The sequence below is a fragment of the Aeromicrobium sp. 50.2.37 genome (assembly GCF_024655735.1).
GTDB lineage: Bacteria > Actinomycetota > Actinomycetes > Propionibacteriales > Nocardioidaceae > Aeromicrobium.
In genome coordinates, this window is record NZ_JANLGG010000014.1 from 70,615 (window position 1) to 86,727 (window position 16,113).

Annotated in this window: 15 protein-coding genes; 4 read left to right on the forward strand and 11 right to left on the reverse strand. The window is 70.6% G+C overall.

Annotation, left to right across the window (positions count from 1 at the left end; translation table 11 throughout):
- Nucleotides 1-68 precede the first annotated feature (68 nt).
- The 11 genes from NUV38_RS09355 to NUV38_RS09405 form a co-directional block, all read right to left on the reverse strand.
- A complete protein-coding gene (locus NUV38_RS09355) occupies nt 69-1,460 on the reverse strand; it encodes a hypothetical protein (RefSeq protein ID WP_257728864.1) in 1,392 nt (463 codons plus the stop codon).
- Between the two features lie 5 nt (nt 1,461-1,465).
- The gene (locus NUV38_RS09360; RefSeq protein WP_257728865.1) at nt 1,466-2,281 is read right to left on the reverse strand and encodes a hypothetical protein; all 816 of its coding nucleotides are present in this window, start codon (nt 2,279-2,281) and stop codon (nt 1,466-1,468) included.
- Nucleotides 2,282-2,334: 53 nt separating this feature from the next.
- Nucleotides 2,335-2,988 carry a response regulator transcription factor gene (locus tag NUV38_RS09365; RefSeq protein ID WP_257728866.1) on the reverse strand — a complete coding sequence of 218 codons (654 nt, stop codon included), beginning with the start codon at nt 2,986-2,988 and terminating at the stop codon, nt 2,335-2,337.
- Nucleotides 2,989-3,064: 76 nt separating this feature from the next.
- Nucleotides 3,065-4,204: a sensor histidine kinase gene (locus NUV38_RS09370; protein WP_257728867.1), complete on the reverse strand. Its 1,140-nt coding sequence runs from the start codon at nt 4,202-4,204 to the stop codon at nt 3,065-3,067.
- A gap of 25 nt (nt 4,205-4,229) precedes the next feature.
- Nucleotides 4,230-5,123, reverse strand: coding sequence for a type II secretion system F family protein (locus NUV38_RS09375; RefSeq protein ID WP_257728868.1), 894 nt, complete (start codon nt 5,121-5,123; stop codon nt 4,230-4,232).
- Nucleotides 5,123-6,043, reverse strand: a complete 921-nt coding sequence (locus NUV38_RS09380) for a type II secretion system F family protein (RefSeq protein ID WP_257728869.1) — start codon at nt 6,041-6,043, stop codon at nt 5,123-5,125. The genes NUV38_RS09375 and NUV38_RS09380 overlap by 1 nt, the downstream gene beginning before the upstream one ends.
- A gap of 2 nt (nt 6,044-6,045) precedes the next feature.
- Nucleotides 6,046-7,389: a CpaF family protein gene (locus NUV38_RS09385; protein ID WP_257728870.1), complete on the reverse strand. Its 1,344-nt coding sequence runs from the start codon at nt 7,387-7,389 to the stop codon at nt 6,046-6,048.
- Entirely contained in the window at nt 7,386-7,742 is a 357-nt protein-coding gene (locus tag NUV38_RS09390; RefSeq protein WP_257728871.1) for a TadE/TadG family type IV pilus assembly protein, read from the reverse strand. Before NUV38_RS09390 ends, NUV38_RS09385 begins: the two co-directional genes overlap by 4 nt.
- On the reverse strand, nt 7,742-9,325 hold the full coding sequence (locus NUV38_RS09395; RefSeq protein ID WP_257728872.1) for an AAA family ATPase: 1,584 nt from the start codon (nt 9,323-9,325) through the stop codon (nt 7,742-7,744). Before NUV38_RS09395 ends, NUV38_RS09390 begins: the two co-directional genes overlap by 1 nt.
- Nucleotides 9,325-10,047: a Flp pilus assembly protein CpaB gene (gene cpaB / locus NUV38_RS09400; RefSeq protein ID WP_257728873.1), complete on the reverse strand. Its 723-nt coding sequence runs from the start codon at nt 10,045-10,047 to the stop codon at nt 9,325-9,327. Before cpaB ends, NUV38_RS09395 begins: the two co-directional genes overlap by 1 nt.
- A complete protein-coding gene (locus NUV38_RS09405; protein WP_257728874.1) occupies nt 10,044-10,946 on the reverse strand; it encodes a hypothetical protein in 903 nt (300 codons plus the stop codon). Before NUV38_RS09405 ends, cpaB begins: the two co-directional genes overlap by 4 nt.
- 184 nt (nt 10,947-11,130) lie before the next feature.
- On the opposite strand from NUV38_RS09405, the gene NUV38_RS09410 reads away from it, so the two are divergent.
- From NUV38_RS09410 to NUV38_RS09425, 4 genes are all read left to right on the forward strand, one after another.
- Complete coding sequence (locus NUV38_RS09410) at nt 11,131-13,002, forward strand: VWA domain-containing protein (protein WP_257728875.1); 1,872 nt, start codon at nt 11,131-11,133, stop codon at nt 13,000-13,002.
- A gap of 18 nt (nt 13,003-13,020) precedes the next feature.
- A complete protein-coding gene (locus NUV38_RS09415) occupies nt 13,021-13,887 on the forward strand; it encodes a DMT family transporter (RefSeq protein ID WP_257728876.1) in 867 nt (288 codons plus the stop codon).
- Between the two features lie 105 nt (nt 13,888-13,992).
- Nucleotides 13,993-15,186: an acyl-CoA dehydrogenase family protein gene (locus NUV38_RS09420; RefSeq protein WP_257728877.1), complete on the forward strand. Its 1,194-nt coding sequence runs from the start codon at nt 13,993-13,995 to the stop codon at nt 15,184-15,186.
- A 16-nt stretch (nt 15,187-15,202) separates the two neighbouring features.
- Nucleotides 15,203-16,093, forward strand: a complete 891-nt coding sequence (locus NUV38_RS09425) for an alpha/beta hydrolase (protein ID WP_257728878.1) — start codon at nt 15,203-15,205, stop codon at nt 16,091-16,093.
- Nucleotides 16,094-16,113 lie beyond the last annotated feature (20 nt).

Below are 16,113 nucleotides of genomic sequence, written 5' to 3' on the forward strand. Positions count from 1 at the left end.
TTCATGGGCCCGAAGACCCGGACCGGACCCAGATCCGCCCGACCCGGCGCCCGGCCGAGTCAGGGAGGTCAACAGCCGCGGTCGACGAATCCGTTGCCGTCCCAGTAGCTGGAGGACACCATGGTGGAGTTCGTGAGGTCACCGTTGATGCCCACGCCGCCCTCGGCACCCGGGATGTCGATGGAGAGGTTCGCGCCGTAGGTGTTCGGATCGACCTCGTACTGGGCGAGGCTGACGGTGCCGGTGTTCATGGCGGACTGCAGGAACTGGGGCGCCTGGTACATGTTCGCGGCCGACATGTAGATGCCCGCGTCCGTCGCGACGTCACCGGTGAACGGGACGTAGGCCGTGGCGACGTAGCTGTCCTGGGTGTCGGTCGCGGGTCCCACGTCGCCGGACTGTGCGTTGGCGCCGGCCGTCAGGGTCATGGTGATGCCCAGTGGTGTGCCGTCGGGTCCCAGGTGGATCTCTCGCACGAGGGTGCCCCCGGCCATCGCCTGGGCCTCGCCGCCGAAGGCCGACGCCCACGCCGAGCCGTCGGCCTCCGCCACCGAGGTGAGGACGTAGCCCTCCGGGGTCGTGCGGGCGCCGGCGAAGACGCCCATGTCGAGCTCCGCGCCCGCGCTGTAGACGATTCCGGCGAGCGCCGCGCTCGCGTCGCCCTCCAGTCCCAGCTGCACGTACTGCTCGTCGGGCTCCGGCGGCGGGCCGGCCAGCTGGTCGACCGCCCAGCGCACGGGGTTGGGCGGGCCCTCGAGGTCACCGATGACCGGGATGTCCTGGACGAAGGGGATGTCGGCCGGGCCCGGGATGCGTGGCGCGACCTGGTCGAGGGCCTGCTCGCCTGCGACGCGGACGAGGAGGTCCTGCAGCTCCTGCTCGCTCCCGGCGTAGTAGGTCTGGCTCGACAGGCCGGCGAGCGCGATGTCGGCGCCGGCGTAGGCGGTGGAACCCTGCTGCACGCCGTCGACGACCACGTTGCCGTCGACCCCGATGCCCACGCCGTACCCGAGCGACCCGGCGTCGTGGACCGACACTCGGTAGGTGCCGTCGGACAGGGTCTCGATGGTCATGCCCTGCTCACCCGTGGCCGAGACCACGAAGGACCCGGTCGCCGAGAGCGAGCCGCTCGTGGAGGAGACGACGCACGGCTCGTCGGGCAGGCGTGACTCGTCGACGGCCGGCTTGCCGTCCGGACGGCCGTTCTCGTTGCCCCAGGGGGAGTCCGGGTCCACGCCGTCGTTGCCGGGGACCTCGTCGCCCGGGTCCTGGCAGCCGCCCCCGCCCAGGGAGGTGATCTGGCAGACGCGGTAGCCGACCTCGGAGCGGAGCGCCGGGCTGGTCTGGACGACGGCGCCGGTGGTGGCAGCGACGAGGATGGAGGCCAGGACGACGACGCCGACCGTCTCCAGGGAGCCCTGCCCGCGTTCGGACCGTCGGGTCGACGCGCTCAGGCCCATCGGGATCACTCGATGAGTCGTGCGTTGGAGCGGTCGATGAGGTCGATCAGCGGGTTGAGGCCGCCTGAACCGAGGTCGCCGAGGTCCGTCACGTCCTTGAAGATCGAGACGCCGTCGCACTCGAGGGAGAAGCTCGGCTTGGGCTCCTCCTCCTCTTCTTCCTCTCCGTCGTCGCCCTCGTCGTCGGCCCGAGCGACCGAGGGGGTCACCTCGTAGGACGACAGCTCGATGTCGGGCACGGACTCGGTGAGGTCGCAGCCGGGCAGGTCGAGCTTGGCGCGGGCCTCGCTGTAGTTCTGCTCGCCGTCGATGGAACGTCCTCGGACCTTGGCGAAGGTCTCGAAGGAGAGCAGGCCCGACACCGCCGGCCGGGGGATGTAGGTCACCAGGGTGCCGTCGTTGCGCCGGGCGTACTCGATGGCGGCGCTCTGGCCACCGCCGAGGTCGACGCTCTGCACGACCGCGAGGAGGCCACCGACCGGGAAGGCCTGCAGGTTCCTGAGCGCCTCGACGAGGTCTTCCTTGAAGGCCTCGACGCCCGCCAGGGCGGCGGCATCGGCGGCGCTGCGGCTCTTGGCCTTCGCGTCGGAGGCGTTGGTGAGGGGGAGGGCCATCGCGGTGAAGATCGCCAGACCGAGGAGCATCGCCACCACGAGCAGGGACAGCGCGGCCACGCCGCGTTCGTCGCGATCACGGGCCGGACGTCGGCGGGCGTGGTCGAGCACGGTGACTCCTGCAGGGTCGTCAGGACGGAGGGGGGAGGTGTCGGCGCGGGGGCGGAGCGACTCGTCCAGGATAGGCGTGGCGGCGGCGTCGGACATGGGTCCCCGGACCCATCCTGGACCCATCGGTGCCGGTGTCCTCGGTCCCGGGCTCACACCGCGCTGCCCGGTCCGTCCGAGGCACCGAGCCAGAGGCTGATCGCCTCGGCGCGGGTCGTCACCCCGAGCTTGGGGAAGATGTTGTTGAGGTGGTTCTTCACCGTCTTCTCGGCGAGGAAGCAGGCCCGCGCGATCTCGCGGTTCGACAGCCCACGCGCCACGTGCTCCATGATCTCGGTCTCGCGGCCGGTCAGGTGCCACTGGCTCGTGTCACGCGGGGGCGGCGCCTGACCGGCGGCGCTCAGGAGCGCCTCGGTGGCGGCTGGACCGAGGACGGAGGAGCCACGGGAGGCGCTGACCACGGCGGCCACGATCTCGTCGGGCTGGTGGGCGCCGTGGACCAGGTACCCGCGTGCGCCGGCGGCCATCGCACTGCGGATGACGTCGAGGTCGTCGGCGTAGGTGAGCATCACGACGTGGCTCGTCGGCGACATGGCGGCCGCGGCTCCCACGCCGTCGAGGCCCGGCATCCGGACGTCGCAGAGCACGACGTCCGGGTCGAGCCGTTCGTTGAGCGTGACGCCCTCGTTGCCGTCGGCCGCCTCGCCCACGACCGCGATGCCGTCCTGGGCGTCCAGGACGTTGCGCAGACCCATGCGGACGACCGCGTTGTCGTCGACGATGAGGACCTTGATGTCGGTGCTCATGGAGCCACCCCCCTTGTAGGAGCACGGTAGGGCAGAGGTGCCCCGCGGTGCTCGGTGTTCACTCGCTGACGGTCGATCATCGCGATCCCTTCGCAGCACGCGGCGTGCGGACGGTGACCGTGGTGCCTCGCCCTGGTGCCGTGACGAGGTCGAGGGTGCCGCCGACGTGCTCGGCGCGTTCCCGCATGCCGACGAGGCCGTAGTGGCCGGACGGGGTGAGGCCGGGATCGAAGCCACGACCGTCGTCGCGGATGGTGATGACGATGGAGTCGGGGTCGCCCGAGCAGGTGATCGCGACGTTCTCGGCCCCGGAGTGGCGGTGGATGTTCTCGATCGACTCGCCCGCGATCGCCACCAGCTCGCGCTTGACGCTGTGGTCGCAGTCGGCGACGCCACCCACGGTGAGAATGGTCTGCACGCCGCCCTGGGTCAGGCTGTCGGCCATGGTCCGCAGCTGCTGGGCGAGAGTGCGGTCGTCGGTCTCGGTGCGCAGGTCGACGAGGATCGAGCGCGCGTCCTGGGCGGCGGACTCCGCGGCCTGCTGCAGCTGGGTGGCCTTGTCCGTGAGCTGTTCCGGACCCTTGGCGGCCCACGCCGGCAGGGCGGCGGCGGCGAGGGCGATCCCGTGCAGGGCCTTGGCCACCGAGTCGTGCATCTCGCGGGCCAGACGGGCACGCTCTCGCTCGATCGCGGCGTCGGCCGACAGGCGCCGAGCATTCGCCTGCTCGCGCTCGGCCGACTGCAGCAGGAAGCGGGTCAGGATGCCCATCGCACCCAGGGTCGCCGAGCAGATCGGGACGATCAGGATGCCGATGAACTCGGCCTGGGTGTCCTGCTCGATCGCGATCAGCACGATGGAGCTCACCTGGATGGCGAGCACGAGCGTGGCCATGCGCCGAGGGAGCAGGATGCCGATGAGCACCGACGTGGAGAACGTGTAGACCAGCAGGGGACTCTGGGCACCCAGCAGCAGGGCGAGCGCGGTGGCCACGAGGACGTCGAGCACGAGCAGGATCGGGTGCGCCATGACCTTGCGCGTCAGCAGGTCGGTCGCGTACAGACCCGCGGTGCTGCTGAGGGTGATGAAGCCGATGGCGGTGAGGCCGACGGTGCTCGTCACCGCGTCACCCGGGGTGATCACCACGATGAGCAGCGACGTCAGGCGCAGGAGGAAGGCGAACTGCACGACCTTGGCGACGAGGTGCGCCTCGGGCACCGACGCTCGAGGGCGTCGGGGGCCGTCACCCACCGAGCACACCGCCGAGGTCGACGTCGGCACCCAGGTACATGCCGACGGCGATGATGACGATCGTCGGCGGGACCATCGCCATGGAGACGAGGAGCGTCACCCGCGGCACCGTCTTGGCGGCCTTCTGGCGGGACCGCTGGGCGGCGTCGCGGCGGCTGTCGCGCGCGATGCCGTTGAGCGACTCGGCGAGCGGGGCGCCGAGCTCCTCGGCCTGGAGGAACGCCGACACGAACGACGACATCGACTCGGAGTCGCATCGGTCCCTCAGGTTGGAGAACGCCTGCCGACGCGGGACGCCGACGTCGAGCTGGTGGAGCGTGAAGGCCATCTCGTCGCGCAGGGGACCGGTGAACCGGGCACTGACCCGGTCGAGCGCGGAGCGGAAGGCGATGCCGGCGCCGACGGTCACCGCCAGGACGTCGAGGAAGTCCGGGAGACCGTCGTCGATCGCCTCGCGCCGCCGCCGCTGCTGACCCGACAGTCGACCGAAGGGCAGGAGGGGGATCGCGAGGATCGCGAGGATCGCCGAGAAGTAGCTGCCCAGCAGCAGGAAGGCGAACGACGTGGCACCCAGGAACATCGCGTACTTGGTGATCAGCTGCAGGAACGTGTCGACGGTCATGCCGTCGGGTCGTCCCGCCAGGTCGATGCGGCGCCGGATGGACGCGACGGCACGTGGTCCGAGGAGCAGGGCCAGCTGGGGCGCGAGCCGTCGGGCGAACCGGTCGAGGGGACTCACCTGGCGCTTGCGGCGGTTGGCGTCGCGCAGCAGGGCGATGTCTGCCACGTCCCACGCCTCGAGCGCGTCGGCGCGCGCCATGCGCCAGCCGAGCCCGAAGACGACGAAGCAGGCGGTGATCAGCAGACCGAAGAGCAGCGGTGACATCAGAGGTCCACCCTCGTCATCTTGCGGACCGCCCAGATGCAGCCGGAGTACACGGCGACGGCGAAGATGATCGCGCCCTGTCCGAGCGGGTTGGTGATCATCTTGTCGACGGTGCCGGGGTTGATGCCCTCGAGCAGGAAGACGGCGAGGCCGCTCACGCCGAGGACGGCGTAGGCCGTGGCGATCGTCTGGGTGTAGAGCGTCTTGATCTCGCGCCGGACCTCCTTGCGGGTGTCCAGCGTCTCGGCGATGTCGCGCAGGGCGGTGACCAGACCACCGCCGGAGCGGGCGCCGACGACGAGCGAGCTCACGAGGATCCCCAGCTCACGGGAGGGGAGACGTCCCTCGAGGTTCGACAGCGCGGTGTCGAGCGGGACGCCGAGCTGGATCTCGTCGGAGACCGTCTTGAGCTCGGAGTGCGCCGGCTCGGCGAGCTCGTCGGCGGCCAGGGCCACGGCGGTCCGGATGGAGAGCCCGGCCGAGGCGGCGTTGGAGAGGGTGCGGGCCAGCTCGGGCATCTGGGCGATGAAGTCCTCGGTGTGCTTCTCGCGCAGCTTGCGCACGCGTCCGCGTACGAGGAACGCCCCGACGACCACTCCGACGGGGGCGAGCAGCCAGGACAGCGTGACGCCGAGGGCGATGACGATGGTGGCGCAGAGCGCGGCGATGATGAGCAGGAGGTGGCGAGGCTTGACGTTCCAGCCCAGAAGGGTGATGGCCTCCTGCGTCCAGGGCCCGATCCGCGTGCGAAGGATGAGCTTGTCGACGCGTGATCGCCGCGCCAGGGTGATGTCCTCCACCGCGCGGGGGTTGACGGCCAGGGCCAGGTTCGCCTGGGCCCTGACGTCCAGCCAGAACTGGTACAGGGCCCCGATGACCAGGCAGGTGGTCGCAAAGGCGAGCAGGATCGTCAGGGCCATGGTCAGTCCAGGGCGGGTGACGTCGCGCCGTCGGGCACTGCTTCGCCGGCGAGCTGGAGCCGGCGCACGAAGGCCAGCGGGAGGGGACGGAACACGTGCTCGCCGCGGGAGACCTTGCCGGCCTCGAGAGGCTCCTGCACGTACTCGCTCAGGGTGTGGAGCTTGTAGGGCTCGCGACCCTTCGACGAGAGCAGTGCGACGCGCGTGATGCGGCGGGTGCCGTCGGCGGCGCGGTCGAGCTGGATGATGAGGTCGAGCGCGTTGTTCACCTGCTCCTGGACGGCCTGGAACGGCAGGTCGAGGTCGCTCATGCTGGCGAGCGTCTCGGCGCGGCTCAGGGCCTCGTCCGGGCTGTTGGAGTGGATCGTGGTGAGCGAGCCCTCGTGGCCGGTGTTCATGGCCGAGAGCATGTCCATGGTCTCGCCGCCACGGACCTCGCCGACGATGATGCGGTCGGGCCGCATGCGCAGGGCGTTCCGCACCAGGTCACGGATCGTGACCGACCCCTTGCCCTCGACGTTGGCGGGGCGCGACTCCAGGCGGATGACGTGGGTCTGCTGGAGGGAGAGCTCGGCGGCGTCCTCGATCGTGACGATGCGCTCCCGCTCGGGGATGAACGACGACAGCGAGTTCAGCAGCGTCGTCTTGCCCGAGCCGGTGCCGCCCGAGACGAGCACGTTGAGCTTGGCCCGCACGCAGGCGGCCAGGAGGTCGGCGGTGCGCTCGTCGAGCGTGCCGATGGAGACGAGCTGGTCCATCGAGAACGGCCGCGGGAACTTGCGGATCGTGACCACGGGACCGTCGAGGGCCAGGGGAGGCAGGATCACGTTCACGCGCTCGCCGGTCCGCAGACGTGCGTCGACCATCGGGCTCGACTCGTCGACGCGACGGTTGACCGTGGAGACGATGCGGTCGATCGTCTGGAGGAGCTGCTCGTTGCTGACGAAGCGTTCCTTCGCGAGCTCGATCCGACCCAGGCGTTCGATGAAGATCTGGTCGGGGCCGTTGACCATGATCTCGGTGACGGCGTCGTCGGCCAGGAGGGGCTCCAGCACGCCGAGCCCGAGGGCCTCGGCGACGACGCGGCGGATGAGCGAGGTGCGCTCCCGGCTCGAGAGGAGAGGGCCGCGGGAGGCCACGAGGTGCGTCATGACCCGCTCGAGGCGAGCGCGCCGCTGGGGCAGGTCCAGCTTGGACAGCTCGTTGAGGTCGATCTCGTCGAGCAGCTTCTCGCGGAAGTCGGCCACGAGCACGTCGTCGGCCTCGTCCGTCATCGCCGTGATGGTGCGGTCGACGTCCGCGCCGGACGACGCGACGGAGCTGGTGCCGAAGGTCTGGCGCTTCACGGCATGACGCTCTCTCGGGTGAAGGAGAGGTCGAAGAAGGGCACGAGGTCGGGCACGTTGAAGCGTGCTCGGACGCCGTGGCCGGGGCCGAACGTCTGCACGTCGCCGGGGCCGACCTCGAGCCAGCCGGGCAGGGAGTCGTTGAGGACCGTGGTGGCGGTGCCGGACCCCTGCGACTCGGCGCGTGCCGCCTGGCGGACGGCCGTCTGGGCCGTGGTGATGGCGTACAGCGACAGCGCCACCTGGGCCAGCAGCATGATGACGATGACGACGAGGGGCACGACGCCCACGACCTCGAGGGTCGAGGTGCCGCGCTCCGGGCGTCGCTGGGGGCGGTTGCGATGGCCGAACATCAGTTGTCCTCCCTGACCACGGGTGTCTCGGACGTGAAGACCAGCTTGTTCACCGTGACGCCGGGCAGCAGGAGCGGCATCTTCGAGCGGACCTGCACCGCGCTGCTCCCGTCGAGAAGACGCACCGTCATGTTGTCGCGGAACCATCCCGGGACGTTGTCGAGAGCCTTGTCCTCGATCTGGGTGAGGCTCGCACCGATCCCGGCCTCGCGCGCCGCCTCGTCGGACGCGTGGCTCGTGTACGCCGCGGAGATGCCCCAGAGCCCGATCTGCCAGATCAGCAGCATGAGGAAGAGCACGATGAAGATCACGCCGGCGAACTCGACGGTGGCCTGACCTGCCTCGGCGGTGGGCGCCGGCGCGGCCTCCTCGCCCTTGCGCTTGAACAGCGTCCGGCGCTGGGAGGTGGCGGTGGACGTGGTCGAGGAGGGCACCGTGCCGATGTCGTCGGCGAGGTCCTCGATGCGCTTCCACCACACCTTGGACTGGATCTCCGCCGGGTCCTGGTGGTTGAGGCCGCGCTGGAGCACGGTGAACGCCTCGGGCAGCGTGGTGGACAGCGGGGCCGCGGGCAGCAGGCGGGATGCCGCTTCGGGCTGGATGTCGCTGTCCTTGCTCGTCCGGTTGAGGACGATCTTGACCCGATCGACGTCGCGGGCGCCGACCCGGCTCCACTTCTCGACCGTGCGGTGGACGCCGCGCAGAGCCAGCAGGTCGGGGGTGGTGACCAGCAGGGCCGTGTCGGCGAGCTCGACCGCGGCGGCGCTGGCCGGGTTGACAGCCGCGCCGCAGTCGACGACGACGAGGTCGAACTGGCGACGCAGAGCGGCCAGGATCAGCACCGTCTCGCGGTCTCCGACGAGCCCGATGTCCTCGATCTGGGCCGGGCCGAGCACTGTAGCCAGACCCGACGGCTTGCGGTGGACCGCGGAGCCGATGGTCTGGGCCGAGAGGTCGTCGGCGACCTTCGCCAGGTCGGAGACGTCGAGACGGTGCTCGATGCCGAGGAAGTCGCCCACGTCGCCGGTGTCGAGGTTGAGGTCCACGAGGCAGACGCTGCGGCCGGGGACGCGGGTGACGGAGTCGTGGGCGAGGTGCACGGCGAGCGTGGTGGTGCCGACGCCGCCCTTGGAGCCGTGGACGGTCACGAGCCGACCCCGGGAGCCGAGGTCGGAGTCGTTGGAGTCGCTCACGAGGTGCCGGCGCATCTGCTGCACCCACTCGCCCGCCGACGTGAGTCGGCTCTCGAGCTCCTCGTGGGAGACCGGGTAGCGCAGCACGCCGCGCGCGCCGGCATCCATGGCGGCCGAGAACACCTCGGGCGTGAACTCCTCGCTCAGCAGCAGGAGCGCGGTGCCGGGGCGACGCGCAGCGATCTCGCGGAAGACCTGGAGGACCGGGACGGGCCCGACCTGCTCGTGGATGAGGACGATCTCGGGGTCACGCTGGGTGACCAGCTCCTGGAGTCGGACGGTCGACTCGGCCACGTCGACGATCGTGAACCCGTCGAGCTCCTCGACCTGGGCGCGCAGCTCGTACCCGGCGGTCTGGTCGGGTGCCGCGATGAGGACGGTGCGAGCCATCAGTTCTCTCCCTTGGGGATGTCGAGATCGTCGGCGTCGACCGTCTCGCGCTCCTCGGAGCGGTTGCTCGTGTTCGTGCCTGGCGGCAGACCCACCAGTCGCACCACCTGCGCGAAGGAGTCCGCGTACGTCACGGAGAGCGCGGCCGTCGGCTCCAGGGCGAGCGTGACCGGGATGACCTGCTGCTCGGTGAGCTCGTCGCGGTCGGTGGTCTGGGTCCGGGTCTCCGCACCCCGCACCGACACGACCCGGACGTTGCGCACGAGCACGCGCGAGGTGCCGGTGCCGGCGTCCTCGCCGAACACGGCGTACACGTCGACGAAGTCGCCGGCCCGGACACGGCCGGCGACACCGGTCTTCGCGTCGACGGTGAGAGCGATCTCGCGCTCGTTCTCGTTGAGCGCCGACGTCGGCAGGATCATGTCGTCACCGATGTAGGTCCCCTGGGCGAGGTTGAAGGCGACCCGGCGCCCCACGACGTCCTCCGGGTTGCGGGTGGCCTGCTCGGAGACCCACTTCTCGGGCACCTCGACGGACTCGAGGTCGTCCTCCTCGATCACGGCGTAGGCGGACAGGTCCTCGGCCGCCCGGAAGACGGTGATCTTCGGCGCGACCTGCGAGTTCACGGAGCCGATGTACTGGATCGCCACGAAGAACAGCGCGACGGCGGCCAGTGCGGCGGCAAGCATGATCAGCACGCCACGGCGTTGACGGGGGTTCACTCACGGTCTCCTTCGGGGGCGGACGATCCGCTCGGGGCCGGGACGGGGGTCTCCGGGTCGAACTCGGGCAGGGGGGTGGGAGCCGGGTCGTCCAGCTCGGGGACCTCGGCGCTCATCCCGCACACGGGGCAGGACGGTCGCGCGTGGCGCAGACCGCACCCGAGGCAGTCGATGACGTCGACGGGGCGGGAGTCGGAGTGGTAGGCGAGCGGGATCGCGACGAGCTCGACGGCGCGCTCGGTGCCGTGGGCGTCGACCTGGTCGCGGACCGAGCTCATCTCGCTCGTGCTCTGGGGCTGCAGAGCCTGACGGACCGCGTCCACGACCCAGGTGTCCTGGGTGGCCTTGGAGTGCAGCAGGGCGGTCTCGGGGCGGGGGTCCAGCCCGGAGATCGGTGCCTTGGGGGCCCGCACGATCCTGGGCGTCGGGTGGTGCACGGTCAGGAACCCCGAGCCGGGGAGCCACGACATCGCGTGGTGCCACAGCGAGGGGTTGGGGTTGCGACTCTTGGCCACCGACGGGAGCCAGGTCGCCGACCACGCCTGGGCACGCAGCAGGTCGATGGCGTTCAGCTGCCAGGCCAGCCCGTCCTCGACGTCGTCGATGTCGTCGACCAGCGAGGACAGCACACCCACCGCGAGCGGGCCGCCGGGCAGCGGCTCGATGCAGGTGCGCAGCCCCGGGTACCGCACCGAGGCGTAGGAGACGAGGGTCCGCACCTCCTCGTAGTCGGCGACGGCGCACGTGACGACCGGCAGCTCGCCACCTCGGTGGACGCCGGCGATGGTCGTCTCGACGGCGTCGGGATGACGGATGTCGGCGACGGTCAGGCCGTCGTGCTCGCCCGACAGACCCAGGGACGAGCCCAGCCGGGTCACCAGCACGACGCGACTTCTCATTGGCTCCCCCACCATGGTCTTGTCGTCCTCACGCCACGCGGCCTGAAGGACGAACGTACGGTATCCGGATACGTCCCCGTTGCGAAATCCAACGTTGCAACGGGTCAAGTGTCACGGTTTTCCAAGAAATCGTCACCCGTCTCACAGTGCGGCCGGTCCTGGACCTTGCTCTAGACTCCTGGCCATGCTGCGGGGGATCTCCACGACACTGTCCATCGGTGCGAGCGTCACGCTCGGTGCCACCTTCCTTCTGGGGGTCGCACCCACGGCCTCGGCGGCCGACGACGAGTCGGTGCTCGGCCAGGGCGGGGGATCGCTGATCCTCGTCCTCGACGGCTCGGGATCCATGAAGGAGGCCGGAGGCAGCGGAAGCACCCGCATGGAGGAGGCCAAGAAGGGCCTCAACGGCGTAATCGACGACCTACCCGACGACGCGAACGTCGGCCTGCGCGTCTACGGCTCGGAGATCAGTGACGGTCCCGGCTCCTGCGAGGACAGCGAGCTCCTGGTGCCGGTGGACCCGGTGGACAAGGACGCTCTGCGTGCCGGCGTCGAGAAGCTCAAGCCGCTCGGCAACACCCCGATCGCGTACTCGCTCGAGAAGGCGTACGCCGACCTGCCGAAGGAGGGCCCGCGCAGCATCGTCCTCGTCTCGGACGGCGAGGAAAACTGCCAGGGCGATCCGTGCAAGGTGGCGGCCGACCTGAAGAAGAAGGGCGCCGACTTCTACGTCGACGTGGTGGGCCTGCAGGTCGACGCGAAGTCGCGCGAGCAGCTCACCTGCGTGGCGTCGGCCGGTGGTGGCACCTACTACGACGTGAAGGACCTGTCCGAGCTCCAGGAGACGCTGACCCGCACCTCCATCCGTGCGGCGCGCGGCTACGAGGCGGCCGGCCTCCCGGTCGAGGGCGGCACGTCCCCCGACGATGCTGCCGAGATCGAGGACGGCCAGTGGCTCGACACGATCGGCGACTCCGGTGTCGAGAACTACGCCCTTCCCGACCCGGGCAAGGGGACCATCCACGTGAGTGCGGCCACCCTGCCGACCAAGGGCTTCTCCGGTGTCTCCCAGGTCGACCTCAAGATCGTGGGCGCCGACGGCCAGGCGTGCGGGCGAGGGGTGCGTGAGGCCTCGCAGGGCGCGAGCAACGGTGGCGCACCCATCGTGGCTGCGTACTCGCTGTCCGCCGCCGACCGGCAGGACTGCAGCGAGGGGCCGTACATCGCCCAGGTGGGCTCGAACAACGACGAGGTCCAGGGGCTGGAGATCCTGCTGCGCACGGAGCCCGGTGTCGAGGACCCCGACGCGCTGCCGGCCGCGTTCGGGCAGGCGAGCGGGTTCTCGGACGCGATCGAGGGCGACGCCCCGAGCGGCAGCCCGGTGTCCGTGATCGGCGGGCCCAACTTCTCCTCGGCGCCTCCGACGGTCCCAGGGACGTACGAGGACTCGATCCTCGCCGGAGAGACACTGTTCTACCGGGTCCCGGACGTGGGCTGGGGCCAGTCGGCCGTCTGTGACGCGTCGCTCGGCACCTCCACCCAGGCGGCCGACGCCTTCGGGCGTGGTGTCGGCGTGAACACCCAGGTGCGGGTGTACGGACCCCTCAAGACCGTCGCGGACGACTTCTCCTCGCAGACCGGTCGCAAGCAGTGGCGCGGTGACGAGGTGGTCGCCCTGCACGCCGCGTCGCCGCCCGTCGTGTACCGCAACCGCGAGTCGACGAGCGAGGCGCCGAAGGCGACGCAGGTCGACGGCGACTTCTACTGCTCGATCACCGTCCTGCCGATGTCCGCCGCGTCGACCGAGGAGATCGGCGAGATCGCGGTGACCCTCACGACGAGCGTCGTCGGCGAGGAGTCGGGGGCGCCCGAGTACCTCGAGGAGCCGAAGGAGACGGCCAACGACAAGGCGGCCGACGAGTCCTCCGACGGTGGCCCGGCCTGGTGGATCATCGCCGTCGGCGTGGTCGTGCTGGCGCTCCTCGCCGCGGCGCTGCTGGCGGCGCTGCGACGTCGTGGTTCCGGAGGCGACGCTGGAGCACCCCCTGCTGAGTGACCGGCCGCGGGTCCGTCCGTGACCTGGTTCCTCGCGGTGGTCGCCCTGCTGGGCGTCAGCGCCTCCGGGCCACTGATGGCGGCGACGGCCGCACCCGCCCTGGTCATCGCGTTCTGGCGCAACGCCGCGGCCACGGCCGTGCTCGCGCCGTTCGCGGTGCGTCGGCGCGCCGACCTGGCGGGCCTGCGGTGGCGTGACCTGCGCGGGACCGTCTTCGCGGGCCTGATGCTCGCGGTGCACTTCGCCGCGTGGGTGGGCGCGCTCAAGCTCACGACGGTGGCGGCCGCGACGGCGCTGACGTGCACCCAGCTGGTGTGGGTCGTGGCCATCGACCGGCTGCGGGGGGTGCGGCCCGGGCGGCGGGTCGTCGTCGGATGCGCGGTGGCGTCCGTCGGTGTGCTCGTCGTCTCGGGCGTCGACTTCACCGTGTCGTCGCGCGCCCTGCTGGGCGACCTGCTCGCGATCGTGGGCGGACTCGGTGCGGCGCTCTACCTCGTGGCGGGGGAGGGCGCCCGGCGGCGCTTGACCACGACCCACTACACGACGCTCTGCTACGGGGTGTGCGCGCTCGTCCTGGCCGTCGGCTGCGTCGCCACCGGGGCCTCCTTCGTCGGCTACGACGCCCGCGTGTGGCTGCTGCTCGCCTCCGTCACGGTGTGCGCGCAGCTGCTGGGGCACTCGGTGCTGAACCACCTGCTCGTCGTCATGAGTCCGACCGTCATCTCCCTGCTCCTGCTGCTCGAGGTCCCCGCGGCGGCTCTCCTCGCCGCCGCCTTCCTCGGCCAGGCGCCACCGGCCGGTGTGTACCTCGGGCTGGGGCTCGTCGTGGCGGGCCTGGTGGTCGTGGTGCGCTCGCGGCGCACCCCCGTCGAACCCGTGGCCTGACAGGCTCCCGACGGCGACGTGCCGTGGGTCACCCGAGGTCGGGCGGTGCGTGACGTTACCGATCGGTATGGTCGACGGGTCACCCCACCAGACTCAGGAGCACGCATGGGACGTCTTGCCAGCACCGAGGGCCTCACCGAGGAGCAGACCGCGATCCTCTCGACGATCCGCGAGTTCGTCGACGAGAAGATCATCCCCGTCGCCCAGGAGCTCGAGCACGCCGACGAGTACCCGACCGAGATCATCGAGGGACTGAAGGAGCTCGGTGTCTTCGGCCTGACGATCCCCGAGGAGTACGACGGTCTCGGCGAGTCGCTGCTGACGTACGCGCTCGTGGTCGAGGAGATCGCCCGCGGCTGGATGAGCGTCTCGGGCGTCATCAACACCCACTTCATCGTCGCCTACCTGCTGATCCAGCACGGCACGGAGGAGCAGAAGAAGAAGTACCTGCCGAAGATGGCCACCGGCGAGGTGCGGGGCGCGTTCAGCATGTCCGAGCCGGGCCTGGGGTCCGACGTCTCGGCCATCTCGACCAAGGCCACGAAGGCCGACGATGGCTCGTACTCGATCACCGGCCAGAAGATGTGGCTGACCAACGGCGGCACCTCCACGCTCGTGGCGACGCTGTGCAAGACCGACGAAGGTGCGGACTCGGTCTACAAGAACATGACCACGTTCCTGGTCGAGAAGGAGCCTGGCTTCGGCGAGACGGCCCAGGGCGTCACCGTGCCCGGGAAGATCGCGAAGATGGGCTACAAGGGCGTCGAGACGACCGAGCTCATCCTCGAGGACCACAAGATCTCGGCCGACCAGATCCTCGGCGGCGAGCCGGGCAAGGGCTTCTTCCAGATGATGGACGGCGTCGAGGTCGGGCGTGTCAACGTCGCCGCCCGGGCGTGCGGTCTCGCGATCCGGGGCTTCGAGCTGGCGATCGCCTACGCCCAGCAGCGCAAGACCTTCGGCAAGCAGATCGCCGACCACCAGGCCGTGCTGTTCCGCCTGGCCGAGATGGCCACGAAGGTCGAGACGATCCACGCCATGATGGTGCGCTCGGCCCGGCTGAAGGACACCGGCAAGCGCATGGACGTCGAGGCCGGCATGGCCAAGATGCTCGCCAGCGAGTACGCCAACGAGGTCGTGGAGGACTCCTTCCGCATCCACGGCGGCTACGGCTACTCCAAGGAGTACGAGATCGAGCGGCTCATGCGCGAGGTCAAGTTCATGCTGATCGGCGAGGGCACGTCCGACATCCAGAAGATGATCATCGGCCGGGCCCTCCTCAAGGACTACAAGATCTGACCGGGGCGACGGTCCGATGACGCAGCGCGAGGACGTCACGTTCACGTCGCACGGGACGCCCTGCGCGGCCTGGGTGTACCGACCCGACGGCGGCCCCGGCCGTCCGGTGGTCGTCATGGCCCATGGCCTGGGCGGCGTGCGGGAGATGCGGCTCGACGCCTTCGCCGAGCGCTTCGCCGAGGCGGGCTACGTGTGCCTCGTGTTCGACTACCGGCACTTCGGGGCGAGCGACGGCGAGCCGCGACAGCTGCTCTCGGTCCGGCGCCAGCGCCAGGACTGGGCGGCGGCGGTCGCGTTCGCGCGGACCCTGCCGGGCGTCGACCCCGAGCGGGTCGTGCTGTGGGGCTCGTCGTTCTCCGGTGGGCACGTCATCGCCGTGGGTGCGCAGGACCCGCGACTGGCTGCCGTCGTGTCGCAGTGCCCCTACACCGACGGCCTGGCCTCGAGCCTCGCCGTGCGTCCGCTGACGTCCTTGCGGGTCACGGCCCGGGCGCTTCGCGACCTGGTCGGCTCGTGGTTCCGTCGTCCGCCTCGGACCATCCCGCTCGCGGGTGAGCCGGGCACCGTCGCGCTCATGACCGCGCCGGACGCCGTGCCCGGCTACCTCGCGCTCGTCGAGGACGGATCGACGTTCCGCAACGAGGTCGCGGCGCGCGTGGCCCTCTCGATCGCCACCGGACGCCCCGGGGCTCGCGCCCGGCGCCTGGCCTGTCCGGCCCTGTTCGTGGTCTGCGAGCGGGACACGGTGGCGCCGGCGAAGGCCACGTTGCGGCACGTCGCACGAGCGCCGCAGGGTGAGGTGGTGCGCCGCGACACCGGCCACTTCGACATCTACGTGGGCGAGGAGTTCGAGACGACGGTGCGCGACGAGCTCTCGTTCCTCGGTCGCCACGTGCCCGTGCGCTGAGCGGTCGGCGCACGGGGCGG

Coding starts and splice junctions, on each gene's coding strand:
- NUV38_RS09355 (WP_257728864.1), bottom strand. CDS start 1,460: ATGGGCCTGAGCGCGTCGACCCGACGGTCCGAACGCGGGCAGGGCTCC.
- NUV38_RS09360 (WP_257728865.1), bottom strand. CDS start 2,281: ATGTCCGACGCCGCCGCCACGCCTATCCTGGACGAGTCGCTCCGCCCC.
- NUV38_RS09365 (WP_257728866.1), bottom strand. CDS start 2,988: ATGAGCACCGACATCAAGGTCCTCATCGTCGACGACAACGCGGTCGTC.
- NUV38_RS09375 (WP_257728868.1), bottom strand. CDS start 5,123: ATGTCACCGCTGCTCTTCGGTCTGCTGATCACCGCCTGCTTCGTCGTC.
- NUV38_RS09380 (WP_257728869.1), bottom strand. CDS start 6,043: ATGGCCCTGACGATCCTGCTCGCCTTTGCGACCACCTGCCTGGTCATC.
- NUV38_RS09390 (WP_257728871.1), bottom strand. CDS start 7,742: ATGTTCGGCCATCGCAACCGCCCCCAGCGACGCCCGGAGCGCGGCACC.
- NUV38_RS09395 (WP_257728872.1), bottom strand. CDS start 9,325: ATGGCTCGCACCGTCCTCATCGCGGCACCCGACCAGACCGCCGGGTAC.
- NUV38_RS09405 (WP_257728874.1), bottom strand. CDS start 10,946: ATGAGAAGTCGCGTCGTGCTGGTGACCCGGCTGGGCTCGTCCCTGGGT.
- NUV38_RS09410 (WP_257728875.1), top strand. CDS start 11,131: ATGCTGCGGGGGATCTCCACGACACTGTCCATCGGTGCGAGCGTCACG.
- NUV38_RS09420 (WP_257728877.1), top strand. CDS start 13,993: ATGGGACGTCTTGCCAGCACCGAGGGCCTCACCGAGGAGCAGACCGCG.
- NUV38_RS09425 (WP_257728878.1), top strand. CDS start 15,203: ATGACGCAGCGCGAGGACGTCACGTTCACGTCGCACGGGACGCCCTGC.